The 13392-nt window shown below is 37.1% G+C and carries 8 protein-coding genes, 1 tRNA gene and 2 pseudogenes; 8 read left to right on the top strand and 3 right to left on the bottom strand.

Features of this window, described 5'->3' with window-relative positions; all coding sequences use genetic code 11:
* Positions 1–97 (top strand): annotated as a pseudogene (locus ACFO3G_RS01500) (transposase); the annotation flags it as partial.
* A 155-nt stretch (positions 98–252) separates the two neighbouring features.
* On the opposite strand, the gene ACFO3G_RS01495 reads toward ACFO3G_RS01500, so the two are convergent.
* Positions 253–1689 carry a C69 family dipeptidase gene (locus ACFO3G_RS01495; RefSeq protein WP_380077304.1) on the bottom strand — a complete coding sequence of 479 codons (1437 nt, stop codon included), beginning with the start codon at positions 1687–1689 and terminating at the stop codon, positions 253–255.
* A gap of 219 nt (positions 1690–1908) precedes the next feature.
* Between ACFO3G_RS01495 and ACFO3G_RS01490 the strand changes: the two genes are divergently transcribed.
* Positions 1909–2178, top strand: a complete 270-nt coding sequence (locus ACFO3G_RS01490) for a hypothetical protein (protein ID WP_380077302.1) — start codon at positions 1909–1911, stop codon at positions 2176–2178.
* Between the two features lie 565 nt (positions 2179–2743).
* Here the strand turns inward: ACFO3G_RS01490 and ACFO3G_RS01485 are convergent.
* A pseudogene (locus ACFO3G_RS01485) lies at positions 2744–3331 on the bottom strand (MarC family protein); the annotation flags it as partial.
* A 777-nt stretch (positions 3332–4108) separates the two neighbouring features.
* Between ACFO3G_RS01485 and ACFO3G_RS01480 the strand changes: the two are divergent.
* Positions 4109–4684 carry a hypothetical protein gene (locus tag ACFO3G_RS01480; RefSeq protein WP_380077300.1) on the top strand — a complete coding sequence of 192 codons (576 nt, stop codon included), beginning with the start codon at positions 4109–4111 and terminating at the stop codon, positions 4682–4684.
* Between the two features lie 196 nt (positions 4685–4880).
* Positions 4881–5312: a SprT-like domain-containing protein gene (locus tag ACFO3G_RS01475; RefSeq protein ID WP_380077298.1), complete on the top strand. Its 432-nt coding sequence runs from the start codon at positions 4881–4883 to the stop codon at positions 5310–5312.
* Between the two features lie 318 nt (positions 5313–5630).
* On the opposite strand, the gene ACFO3G_RS01470 is transcribed toward ACFO3G_RS01475, so the two are convergent.
* Positions 5631–5703: transfer RNA gene (locus ACFO3G_RS01470), tRNA-Lys, on the bottom strand.
* Positions 5704–6252: 549 nt separating this feature from the next.
* Between ACFO3G_RS01470 and ACFO3G_RS01465 the strand changes: the two genes are divergently transcribed.
* The 4 genes from ACFO3G_RS01465 (at position 6253) to ACFO3G_RS01450 (ending at position 13185) form a co-directional block, all read left to right on the top strand.
* Entirely contained in the window at positions 6253–6636 is a 384-nt protein-coding gene (locus ACFO3G_RS01465) for a DUF1573 domain-containing protein (RefSeq protein ID WP_380077296.1), read from the top strand.
* Positions 6633–7778: a DUF1573 domain-containing protein gene (locus ACFO3G_RS01460; protein ID WP_380077294.1), complete on the top strand. Its 1146-nt coding sequence runs from the start codon at positions 6633–6635 to the stop codon at positions 7776–7778. The genes ACFO3G_RS01465 and ACFO3G_RS01460 overlap by 4 nt, the downstream gene beginning before the upstream one ends.
* 612 nt (positions 7779–8390) lie before the next feature.
* Entirely contained in the window at positions 8391–10289 is a 1899-nt protein-coding gene (locus ACFO3G_RS01455; RefSeq protein ID WP_380077292.1) for a WG repeat-containing protein, read from the top strand.
* A 2359-nt stretch (positions 10290–12648) separates the two neighbouring features.
* Positions 12649–13185, top strand: a complete 537-nt coding sequence (locus tag ACFO3G_RS01450; RefSeq protein WP_380077290.1) for a UpxY family transcription antiterminator — start codon at positions 12649–12651, stop codon at positions 13183–13185.
* Positions 13186–13392: the final 207 nt, after the last annotated feature.

Here is a 13392-nt window from a genome sequence, read left to right as displayed (position 1 = left end):
TGAACGATTTATTTGCGTGTTTGGGATTAGCCCAGACCCGCAAGTTATTGACAAACTTTTCAAAGAACTCATTTTATTTACTGCCAGAGCCGCTTAGGCTTGGATATTTTTTAACGAACTATTGTAACATATTATTCCACAATATTATAAAAACATATTCAGGTTTAAGGGACACTAATAACAACCCCCGAAAGTTGGATTAGGAACTTTCGGGGGTTACGCTTGAGATCTTTTCAGAGTATCTGTAATCTTTTATGCTCCATGGAACAAATATTCTTTCATTATGTCGCCGGTCATACGTGTAAAGAGCTCGTTGACCAGTTGGTCGGCTACCTCCAATGCTTTGTTGAGCAGGCTTTCATTAAACTCTTGCAGCATATCTGTTGCCTCCATCGGGCGCTCTTTGTAGATCTTCAGATATCTGTCTTCAAACTCCTTCTGACGTTGATCGTTCTCTTCTTCCAGTCGTGCATAAGTCTCTTTTACGATGGGAGCATAAGCATTATAGTTGGTCATGGCGAGGGTCATCACCTTTCGGAAGCGCCAATATGCTGACACATCATCACATTTGGCATCTCCGACCATATAGGCCTTAGGGAACTTCTTAATCCCCTGATAAATAGGTAGGAACACGCCAAGATCCGCCATACCATTAGCTACATAAGTGATACAACCAATCTCTTTGGGCAACCAAGGACGCACCTGCAATAAATGGGTCTGTGTTGTTCGGAAGATAGATACAGGACGCCAAGGCTCCTTACCGTTGTTATGAAGATATGGGTCATGATCGGTACCATCATAATGAAAACGAAAGGCTTCACGCAGCTCTTTGATACCAATATTCTTATCGGGCTTTGCAAAAACAGGGAAAGTATTTTTGGCAACATCTTGCTGCATAGAGGGAGTAAATAGCTTCTGCAATCCCCACACACGTGTATAATTGTACGTCGTGTCATCCACGTCATCCTTGGAATAGACCTTATGAAAATCGAACTCCTCCTTCTCCGGATCCCATAGTTTATGTCGCTTGGCAAAAGGAAGCAAATCTTCATCAGCCATAAAATTATCCACATCGTTTGGATCATACTCCCTAAATCGGCTCTGATTGCCCGTAACAAAGTACTTGTCCTTAGGTATACGACAAGCTAACCAATGGTGACCACAGGCATTTTCCAAATACCAAGTCTCCTTGTCATCAATAAAGCCAATCCCAAATCCTTCAGCAGATCCGTACTTCTCAATAAGGGCACCAAGGCGCTCTACCCCCTCTCTTGCAGTATGAATATACGGAAGTACGATATTGTAAGTACAGTTCTCTGCCAATCCATCTTCAACATACGGATCATATTTCAGAGCTTCGGGACTACTAAAAATGGTTTCTGTTGAGCTCTCTCCGACTCCTACGGAATTGAATCCGGCACTACCCCATTCATGATGATACTGATAATCCGGAAGAGCTGTATAGCCTAATGCCTTTTTAGGAAGAGGACAACGAAATCGACTGTCGTCTGCGACAAACTCCTCGGGACCATTGTCCGTATCACGAAAAACCAACCAATTCTTACATCTCATTGCATCAAAGTCCTCAGAACGGCCAAATATACGTGAGCCATCTCCGGTAACATCTTCGCCCACAACGATTGTGGTACACTCTGACAGGTTGTGCCCTGTCCCATCTATATGTTTCATATCTCTTATTAATATTTTAATACAATTAACCCCTAAATTATAGGTGGCTTACATTGACAAAAATACATTTTGTTTTTGAAGAAAACTACCCTCTTTAGACACTTAAGAAACATCGTTTGCAGACTTGATGCATCCGTCTCACATCTTATCTTTTAATAATATAGCGTTGCAAAAGAGGATCAATTTTAGTATCTTAGCCATTGAACAATAATAAAATCCATGGAAATAAGCATATTACTTACCATACTTTTGACGATCCTTTCACTTGGAAGAGCAATCCTCCGAGAGGGTAAAATATGGCTTACTAAAGAGGAACAAATCAATGACTACATAATCATCAAATACAGTCTTAAGAAAGCTATTTATCAATGGGCTGTGAAGCTCATGATAAGAATGGCTTGTTTGTTAAATATTGTTACCTTCATTGGCAGTCAAAAAGCTGATCAAACAACACTGATTCAAACTCAAAATCTTAAGTACGAGGGTTAGGGTCATCTGACCTTCTTACCCACTTTGCCCGTTTTATAGTACAAAACGGGCTTTTTTTATGCGCTATTTTAACAAATTAGCTCGCGCGAGAAGCAATCTGTTCTCGCGCGACTTTCGATCCGTTGTCGCGCGACCTTGACATACGAAGTCGCGCTACTTCAGGTGCAACCTCGCGCGAGTTCACTTTCAAAGTAGCGCGGGGATGGATTGTAAGTCGCGCGAGCCTCCAAAAAAAGCAGTCTAAAAGCAGTTTTTAAGTGTTTAGGAGAGATATCGCAAGTGGCTATTAATATAGTTTAACACATCAAAAGATTGAAAAATTAACTCTGCACAAAATTTTGGACGAAAATTGGCCGTTTAAACACAAAAACAGGCTGTTTTTCGTCTGAAAATAGCACCAAATATTTTTATAGTTATTTACATAATAATGACTATTTATAGCATAATAGACTAAGAAATTTGAATTGGAATGACGCATTTATAGATGACGAAAGATATCATATTAATGCTAAAGAGAGCAATATATCAAGAGATAAATCGGAAGTTTCAACCCAACTAAATAAGCCTAATTGGCAAAGACTTTCGGGAGCAAAAGTTGTAATCCCGAGATAATCATCCCAGTTCCCATAATAGCCAAGATTAGACCCATCAGCTTATTTAATACCTCTATCACATTATGCCCCAATCTTTTGGATATAACATCTCCCGATCTCAGTGAAATGTAATTGATAAACAGCACTAAAGCCGATATAACAACAACTATCAGAAGGTGAATAAAAGTGGTGTCAGAAATAGAATCCATTGCCGTTACGATAGCCCCCGGACCTGCCAGCAAAGGAATTGCCAATGGAGAAATGGCTATACTATCATCCGGCTCACCCTTATGCTCCATATGCTTTTCCGGAGACAGCTTACTGGAAAGCATATCAAAACCTATCTTGAAGATCAAAATTCCCCCCGTGATCTTAAAAGCCGGGATAGTTATCCCGAATATGGAGAAGATAAATTTGCCCAAGAGAATAAAAAAGACCAAAATAACAAAGGCAACCACACAAGCTTTGCATGCCAAATGAGATTTCTTTTCCTGAGGATAAGAGTTAACAAGACCAAGAAACACCGGGATATTTGCAATAGGATTAATCATCGCAATAAGACCCGAAAAACAGAAATAGAGAAGCTAATCAAACCCATAATTCAATAATGTTACATAGAAAACAGCCTTGTTGAAAAGCTGTTTTCGATTAATAGTCTAATTTTTATGAAAGGTAGCAAAAGTAAAACACATAAAGCTATTGACTTTGATATAAAAGACTAAATCCTCATTACGAGCTTACTACGAGCATATTAGAAGCAGAAAACAACACCCTTGGCATAAGAGAATAAACAAAAAAGAAATAGATTTTTACCGCACCCTATTGCATATCTCAAACCTTTGTTGTAGATTTGCATCGTTTTATTGGGGGTTTTCATCCTTCTTTGAAAATGCATCCCGAGATAACCCATGAGGTTACTCCAACCGATCCTCCCTCATAGTCGGACGCGGTGGAAAAATGATGCGAGTTGAGACTTATCTTTTCATAAGGATTAAGATGATCAGCTAAAGAAGAATTGTTTAATTTATTTAACAGTTCAATCAGTGGGATTATGAGAATTCATATGTTAACATTTAGGACTCTCAGAAAGAGTTTATAGCGTAAGTGGGTTTGAATGTATCTACCCATAATGGGATTGTTGCATCCAAACAGAAATAAATTTAAATATAATCAACAAATAATAAACATTTCAACAAAGAAAAACCCTTCAGAAGATATTCTGTTAAGGTTCTCTTTATTACAATGATTAGGAGTTGTCCTTCCGAAAGGATCTACAAACACTACTCATAGGATAAGAGCAGAATTAAATTAATTATTAATAAATAAAACCACAAAAAATGAAAAATAACAACCAAAACAAACCGGTAAATGCTTTAACAGCAGAAAGAAAAGGTAAAAACAACATTCAAGTTTGCATTAATGGCAGATTGAAATGGGTATGCAACAGGGAGACAGATCAAAATCACCTTCGGATAAAAGATTCGAATACAAGAAGTCTCTTCGCAAGCAAACTACCCAATGGGAGTGAAGACGACCAAAAGGCCCCAAATGAACTATTTGAAGCCTATAAGACATATGCTCTAAACAAGCTGGACAACATAGGTCAATTAGAAGTCAAACAGCTACTCTATTATATCAAACTTGGGAAAAGAATACAGGCAAGATATATCGACCAAGAAAACAAAAAGTTAAAACTGATCAAAGAAAAAGTCGCCAACAAAGAGGCAACGAAAATGGAATACAACAAACAATGGATAGACAAACAGCATCACATAAAACAATTAAGACTGACACTTAAGGAAATTATGAGGGTAGCTATCACGAAGCTGAGTCCAAAAGGCTTGTCAACATACAAGCGAATTATTTCACTGAATAACGCTCAAAAATTCCACATTCCCCTTCACTTTAATTAAAAAGTGAAACCAAGATAGAAATCTCGACAACTAAAAATCGTTTGTAAGTTGACAAATGATGCAAGCGATCAATAACATACATAAGGAATAAATGCCCCGATTGAATGAGACTGACATTCACTTAACAACGACTAATAGACACTCATTCACCGGGACAATATTCCTTAAACTATAGAACAAAGGAGAAGGAAAAATCATGGAAAAGTCTGAAAACAAGGATATTCAATCACAGGAAGAGATCAAGCAGGAATACATATACCTCACCAAACAAACGCTAAAAAAGCTCCACAAAACATATAACAAGCTATACTTTGAAGGTAAACTTCACCGAGCCGATTTTGGATACCTATATGATTTTAACGATAAAGATACATATGGAGTCTATATAGGAAGAAGATCGAGAAAAGACAAAACCCCACTTATCAAGATTAATCACGACAACAAGTGGACAGAAGAGTCACTTAGATTCACACTTATACATGAGATGATACACCAGTATATATATGAATGCATGGGGGGCTGTCTCAGACCTCACGGACGAAAATTTAAGAAGGTATGCAAGATATTCAAGGAGAAATACGGAATCATCATTGAAAAATATTTCCCTAAAAAATACATCATCAAGTGACTCACAGATCAACAATGAACATTCCAATTAAACAAGTAGTCTGTTTTAAATAACTACAATTCTCTTTTGATTGCTTGATTTTGGAATATAACACATCCCCCTATTTACTGAAGGGGCCGTAAAAACAATCCGAGACCTCAGCTTGGGGCAATCAGACAAAGACATCATTGACAAAGCAAGATCACAAAAGAATAAACAGATTATCAAATCTATATAAAACAACTAAGGGTTGCCTTTTGTACGGACAACCCTTAGCAGTATCATAGTTTGTAGTTGAGACAATATAAAAAAAGGAGTGGACGAGCCTCTCCTTTTCAGTGAACCGCCTGGGGTTCGAACCCAGGACCCCATCCTTAAAAGGGATGTGCTCTACCTACTGAGCTAGCGATTCAACCTAAAGCTTTCGTTTTTGTAAGGTTTTCGACCTTGAAAGCGATGCAAAGGTACGACTTATTTTCAATTGTACAAGTTTTCCTGAAAGTTTTTTTGAGCAATAATTCCTTGTAGTCTACAAATCAGACACTTAATCATAAAAATATTTTTCATTCAAATTGATCCAATCCAATCGAAGAAGCCATTTAGGTTCATTTAAATAATATGTTTCTCCCATTTCTGAAGTCATTTTTGCCACAACATAGCTATGAATAAGACTATATTGAAAAGGATTTGGTCAGACAAAGTCAGAAAAGACTTCAAGCAAATTATTAAGAATGGGCACCACAACACATCAAACAGTACTATCTTTGTGGAAAATGCTATATTTGTCTGTACAATTATGTGTTAGCATCCTGCTATTAAAAAGTTAGATCATCAATAAAGATATCAGTTATGACAGCCGAGACATTTGAAAGATGTGATAACTAAGCAAGCATTAAACCTACGATAGCACTAAGAGTCAAACACATATGAAAGAGTAATTTATTTATTAAACCTATAAAAGATGAAAAAGTTATTTTATCTATTCAGTATGATGGTGATGCTCTGCGGAGTTGCTTATGCACAAAGTGGAGACAAAGCAACTATCTCAGCTAAGGTTACCGAACATGATTTTGGTAATATCAAAGAATCTGATGGCAAGGTAAGTTGTGTCTTTACTGTAACAAACACAGGAAAGGCACCTCTGGTAATCACTCGAGTAATAGCATCTTGTGGATGTACAACTCCCCAATATGAGCAAGAGCCTATCGCTCCGGGCAAAAGTGGCAAAATCACAGTCACATACAATCCTGCGGGACGTCCGGGACAATTCGTAAAAACTATTGCAGTATACTCCAATGGTAAAGATGGAGCTTTTACACTCAAGATAAAAGGTAATGTCCAATGATGAACAGATTCTTTTATGGAACAATCAAGCAGAGCTACCTAATATTGGTGGCTCTGTTGCTTATTACAAGCGTCAACAAAACAAATCATTCGCTGATGGCTCAATCCGCTTCAGCTGTGATGACTTTTAAAGACTCTACATATAACTTTGGAGATGTAGCTGAGGAAAGAGGTTCGGTAGTATGCAACTTCGGTTTCAAAAACACAGGCAATGCACCACTTGTCATCAGCCGAGTAACTTCGGACTGTGGTTGCACTTCCCCTGATTGGCCAAGAGAGGCCATAGCCCCGGGCGAAAGCTCTGTTATCAAGGTGGCATATAACCCTTTAGGTCGACCGGGTCCATTTATCAAGAGGGTTTATATCTACTCAAACTCCCAAAACGGCATGAAAGCTCTGACTATCAAAGGAGATGTAAGTACGACAAGCAACCATGCCGGACTAATGTATCCACTTGTAGTAGGACCGCTAAGATTGACAGATCAGAAATTTATATTTCCTCCCGTCAAAAGAGGCAGCACACACACCATGAGAATCAAATCCTACAACTCTGACAAGAGTCACCCAATAAAGGTGCACATACTTCACACTCCATCCTTTATCACTTTAGACAAGACCGAGTATGAAGTAGGTCCAATCGAACCATTGGAAATACCCATACATATTTTGAAAAACAAAGCTCTGTCAATAAAAATGCATAATGAGCCATTGTATTTTGAAGTTGAAAATTACTCCGGAACAAAATCCAAAGGCAATATCATTATCGTAGCACCTATAGTGGATGATTTTGCAGAGTACAAGTCAATGGAAGATATACTGAACGGATCTCCCAAGCTTGCACTCAACACATATTACGACCTGGGAAAAGTAACATCTCTAAATCCACAAAAGATTGACATAGAAATCAAAAACGAAGGGAAGAAAACATTGAAGATAGAAGATATTAGTTGCGAAAATCCTGCTATCAAACACCCTCGAAAAATTGGGCCTATAAAACCGGGACAATCAAAGACACTTACTTTGGAAGTACTTCCTCAAGTAATTAAAGAAAAAGGATGGAAAGGGATCTCCTCAAATGTCAACATCATCTGTAATGATCCAAGTGCTCCGTTGAGGAAAGTAAAGGTCAAGATAAACATATAAGACTATAAAACCCCATATAACAATACAAGCATGTCAATGAAAAGGATATACATTTATGAAGTTTTTGAACTGATTTAGGCATCTGATTAAGAAAGGCTTTTCATTGATATTTAATCACGAAAGCCATTAGATTTTCTTAAAAAGTTGACAACACTCAATAGGATCAGTTAGAGCTACCATTCATATATAGTTCCTTAGATTGGCACATATTTCTGCACTTAAGCTGCAAGTCTTGCAACAGAATGATAGTTGCCTGGCTTGCAGCTTCTTTCATCTTAAAATACTATTCTTCCATTGTGGGGACCACTTTCAGCCCAATTTGCAAATAGAGATATTATTATAACCTATTCAGCCGCAAACCATAGATCAAGACACAAACTGACATATACTATTCTATTATTTGGCACTTAAACTCGAAAGCCTTCTTAAGTTCAATCTCACTTTGAGGATATATTTGGGTTAAATTAAATAAAACAACACAGCCTTTATGCAATAGACTATATCAAAATCGTTAATACATCAAATTTATTTTACTATTTTTGTTGTGCAATAATTGGTATCCCGACCCAATCATATCTAACAAATAATACTCTACAGCAGGTACTTAGCGCAATGAAAAGAATACTTATATTCATAATGCATATTTGTGTTGTAGCAACTTTTGGAGCTCTTTTAATGACCTCTTGCCAAGACAAATTTCATCATAATGACAGCAAAGACATACTAATCCCGGTTGCACATACTGTACACAAATGGGGCTATATCGATACAGAAGGAAACATCAAAATCCCCTTGGTATATAGAACGGCTTCCAACTTCCGAGAAGGAAGAGCTAAAGTCAAAAATCAAAATGGCAAGGTAGGATATATCAATCAAGAAGGGAAATACATCATCAGTCCCGATTATGCAGACGGAACAGACTTCAGCGAAGGAAAAGCATTTGTCGTTAAGGAGGGTGAATACCCTATATGTATCAACAGATCCGGCAAAATTCTATTCAAATTAGATGGTGTCGAAGCTGTAGAAGCATTTCACAATTCAACAGCAATGATAAGCAGCATACACGGGAAAGTAGGATTTATTGATGACAAAGGAAAGATTATAGCCCCAATGATATATAGCGAAGCCGATGGCTTTAGTCAAAGCCCATACGCAATAGTAAGGTTAAACAACAAGTGGGGAGCCATCAACAAAGAGGGAATGACAATCATCCGTCCGACCTTCCAACAGATGAAAGTTTTTACACAGATCAAAAAAACAGCCAAACAAAAAGAAACATACAAAGACCCTTCAGACAGCATGTACTTGGCACCGGCCAAATTGAAAAACAAATGGGGATATGTAGACATAACGGGAAAATTTGTAATCGAACCCATTTTTACAGATGCAGAATCTTTCAAAAATGGATTGGCAACAATCAAGTTTAACAACAAAGTAGGTTACATCAACCCCGATGGAGTATGCAAAATCATTGTAGATGCAGATGAAGGTTTTCCATTCTCAGAAGGATATGCCAGAATAAAAAAAGACAATAAATATGGTTTTATAGACAAAAAAGGGAATATAGTCATAAGCCCAACCTACGACCATGCAGAAGATGTGCATTACCAAAGAGCCATCGTGCAAAAAGACATGGGGACCGGATGGATAGATGTCAATAAAAATGAAATCATTTCGCCATCCTATATAACAGCTATAGATATTGACCAAAATCATATACTTATAGAATCTGCCGGACAATACGGCATAGTAAATTCGGAAGGTATGGTCACCGTAATACCGAACTACAAATTTGCAACGGCCATACCTGCACCATGGGCAATAAACAAATCAAATGCAAATTCGAAATATTACAATGCTACTGACTTAATAAACAAGCTGTTTAGGCATACTGACAATAGCGACTTTGGGGAATATTCCGCCCAAAGCAGTATAGACGACATACTGAAGCAAATGACTTACGACAGGATAAAATTCAAAATAGCGGAGCAAAACAAAAACGAAATAGAATACAACCTAAAGAATGTCCCGATAGAAATTAATCCGGATATACATATAGCTTCAATAATTCTCAGCTTCAACAACAATCTCCACGAACCACTATACGACTACTTGATAAAGGAAAAGGAGGCAAAGACAATAAAACTAAGAGCAATGAAATACCTTTTTGGGCTACACTTCAACGCTTGCGGGAAATCAAGAACAATAGCCATGCAGATAGCAAATAAGATTATGCAAACCTATAATCAAGAATTAAAAATGTCTGCAAATAATAGAGTCTACTACACATCGAAAAGCAAAAATATGTACTTCCTTATTGTGGCTGGAAATACAAGACTGGGACTACAAGTCTACTTCGACAAAAAAGATTTGACAGAAGCCATAAAAGCATACAACAAAATCAAAATAAACTATATGACAAGAAATATACTCTCTTATGATGACAATCCCGCAGAAGAATTCATTTCTCAAGAGTGGAGGGATGATACGATGAGAGCCATCCTCTTTTAGACCGATATAATTGACATATTACTGCGTTGGATGCGAGATTTTTATTCGATCACATACATTAGTATGCTCACAAATAAAAACTCTTTCCGCCTTGTAATCTGACAATTATATTCGGTCTAAATTCAGAAAAATTCATTCCATGTCTAAACCTTATGATAATATTGCGTAACTGAAGACATAGCGCAAAAGCAAAAGCACCCCCGTCTAAACTTTATGAGTTTAATTTTGAGTTGATTTTGAATTATGGATGAAGGAGCATAGCGGGCTATGTGACTGAAGACATAAAGCAAAAGCAACCAAAAGAAATCATAAAGAGGCAATCTGCTTCGTTGCTTTCTGTATTCAAATTCAGTCACGTACAGAAGTACGCTCCTTTCATCCTCAACTTCAGCGCCTTGCATCTCATCCTTTTTGCAAAGTCACCAAATTTGATCACAAATTTGTGAGAATGACACAACATTCTCAATATAAACTCTTCCCGCCTTGTAATCTGACAATTATATTTGGTCTAAATTCAGAAATCTTCATTCCCTGTCTAAACCTTATGATAATATTGCGTAACTGGAGACATAGCGCAAAAGCACCCCCCCTGTCTAAACTTTATGAGTATAATTTTGAGTTGATTTTGAATTATGGATGAAGGAGCATAGCGGACTATGTGACTGAAGACATAAAGCAAAAGCAACCAAAAGAAATCATAAAGAGGCAATCTGCTTCGTTGCTTTCTGTATTCAAATTCAGTCACGTACAGAAGTACGCTCCTTTCATCCTCAACCTCAGCGCCTTGCATCTCATCCTTTTTGCAAAGTCACCTAATTTGCAATCAAATTTGTGAGAATGGCACAACATTCTCAATAAAAAACTCTTCCAGCCTTGTTATCTGACAATTATATTCGGTCTAAATTCAGAAATCTTCATTCCCTGTCTAAACCTTATGATAATATTGCGTAACTGGAGACATAGTGCAAAAGCAAAAGCAACCAATCCCTCGTCTAAACTTTATGAGTATAATTTTGAGTTGATTTTGAATTATGGATGAAGGAGCATAGCGGGCTATGTGACTGATGACATAAAGCAAAAGCAACCAATCCCTCGTCTAAACTTTATGAGTATAATTTTGAGTTGATTTTGAATTATGGATGAAGGAGCATAGCGGGCTATGTGACTGATGACATAAAGCAAAAGCAACCCAACCCCTATCTAAACTTTATGAGTATAATTTTGAGTTGATTTTGAATTATGGATGAAGGAGCATAGCGGGCTATGTGACTGATGACATAAAGCAAAAGCAACCCAACCCCTATCTAAACTTTATGAGTATAATTTTGAATTGATTTTGAATTATGGATGAAGGTGCATAGCGGGCTATGTGACTGATGACATAAAGCAAAAGCAACCCAACCCCTATCTAAACTTTATGAGTTTAATTTTGAGTTGATTTTGAATTATGGATGAAGGAGCATAGCGGGCTATGTGACTGATGACATAAAGCAAAAGCAACCCAACCCCTATCTAAACTTTATGAGTATAATTTTGAGTTGATTTTGAATTATGGATGAAGGAGCATAGCGGGCTATGTGACTGAAGACATAAAGCAAAAGCAACCAAAAGAAATCATAAAGAGGCGATCTGCTTCGTTGCTTTCTGTATTCAGATTCAGTCACGTACAGAAGGACACTCCTTTCATCCTCAACCTCAGCGCCTCGCATCTCATCCTTTTTGCAAAGTCACCTAATTTGCAATCAAATTTGTGAGAATGACACAACATTCTCAATATAAACTCTTTCCGCCTTGTAATCTGACAATTATATTCGGTCTAAATTCAGAAAAACTTAAAATTAAAATCACAACTCATTGACATATCATCGCGTTGGATGCGAGATTCTTATTTGATCACATACATCACAATATGCTAACAAACAGTGAAACACCGGTATTAAGAGAAAAAGAAAAAGAAAACAAAGGAATAACAGAAAAAACAATCTAATACAATTAACAATCAAATCTGAATAAATAAACACGCAAACACTATATTTTGAAAGATATATGATAATTAAAAGAATGCTAATCAAATCAAAAAGAAGAATATATTGAAATGAAACTGGCCAAAAAGGACCATATTTTATCTGACCGACAGAACTAAGAGTAAAGATTTTGACTATCTTTGTGCTGGTCAAAATGATTTTACCCCTCCATGATAATAAGAGGACATAAACAAAGATACACAAAGAAACTAATTGAAATACAATCATTTATGTGTATTTCAAGGTCCCAAGAGTATGTAAAAACGCATATAAATAGGAAAAACCTACAGTCATAAATGACCTCACTTAACAACTACAAAAAAGAAAATGACAAAATGCAATGGTTCGCTATGGCTGCTTTCAGAAGAGAAAAGCAAGCCAAAGAGGAACTGGAGGAGTGTGGTATAGAGTGTTTCCTTCCCATGAGATACCAATTGGTCAATAGAAATGGAAAGAAATACAGAAAATTATTACCGGCCATTCCCACTCTTGTCTTCGTATATTCAACAAAGGAGAGGTTGCTTTTGTTCAAAAAGACTCATCCAAAGTTACAGTTTATGACCACGATTTACGAAGGAAAGAGGAAAATCATCACCATTCCAAAGAGACAGATGGAAACCTTTATCAAGGTGGCTTCCAAGTTCGAAGAAGACCTCATATACTTCAAGTTAGATGAGTTGAACTTAAAGGCCGGCACCAAAGTTAGAGTACACGGAACAGCCTTTGACGGACTGGAAGGAACTCTCATCAAAATCAAAGGAAAACGAAGAAAAAGAGTTGTCGTAAAAATTGACGACCTCGTAGTGGTAGCAGCCTCAGAGATCGACCCTGCGTACATCAGTGTAATAGAAGATGAAGATGAGGAAGATTGACCAATAAATACAACAAAAGAAGATGGTTATGAGATTTATTCAAAAACATCTTCATAAAATGTCAAATAAACACCAATTACATATTATTGCTGTCCGATAAAAATATCACAAAACAAAAAATAAGGGGCTGAACTTCCTTCACAGGAATCAGCCCCAATTGTCTTATCTTTATCATAGAAACTTACAAGAAAGACAATGCACAAAAGT

Source organism: Falsiporphyromonas endometrii, from assembly GCF_042654485.1.
GTDB classification, from domain to species: Bacteria; Bacteroidota; Bacteroidia; order Bacteroidales; family Porphyromonadaceae; genus Porphyromonas; species Porphyromonas endometrii.
The sequence above is the reverse complement of the archived record's forward strand: the minus strand, read 5'-3'. Positions and strand labels throughout refer to the sequence as shown.

Coding starts and splice junctions, on each gene's coding strand:
- ACFO3G_RS01495 (WP_380077304.1), bottom strand. CDS start 1,689: ATGAAACATATAGATGGGACAGGGCACAACCTGTCAGAGTGTACCACA.
- ACFO3G_RS01490 (WP_380077302.1), top strand. CDS start 1,909: ATGGAAATAAGCATATTACTTACCATACTTTTGACGATCCTTTCACTT.
- ACFO3G_RS01480 (WP_380077300.1), top strand. CDS start 4,109: ATGAAAAATAACAACCAAAACAAACCGGTAAATGCTTTAACAGCAGAA.
- ACFO3G_RS01475 (WP_380077298.1), top strand. CDS start 4,881: ATGGAAAAGTCTGAAAACAAGGATATTCAATCACAGGAAGAGATCAAG.
- ACFO3G_RS01465 (WP_380077296.1), top strand. CDS start 6,253: ATGAAAAAGTTATTTTATCTATTCAGTATGATGGTGATGCTCTGCGGA.
- ACFO3G_RS01460 (WP_380077294.1), top strand. CDS start 6,633: ATGATGAACAGATTCTTTTATGGAACAATCAAGCAGAGCTACCTAATA.
- ACFO3G_RS01455 (WP_380077292.1), top strand. CDS start 8,391: ATGAAAAGAATACTTATATTCATAATGCATATTTGTGTTGTAGCAACT.
- ACFO3G_RS01450 (WP_380077290.1), top strand. CDS start 12,649: ATGCAATGGTTCGCTATGGCTGCTTTCAGAAGAGAAAAGCAAGCCAAA.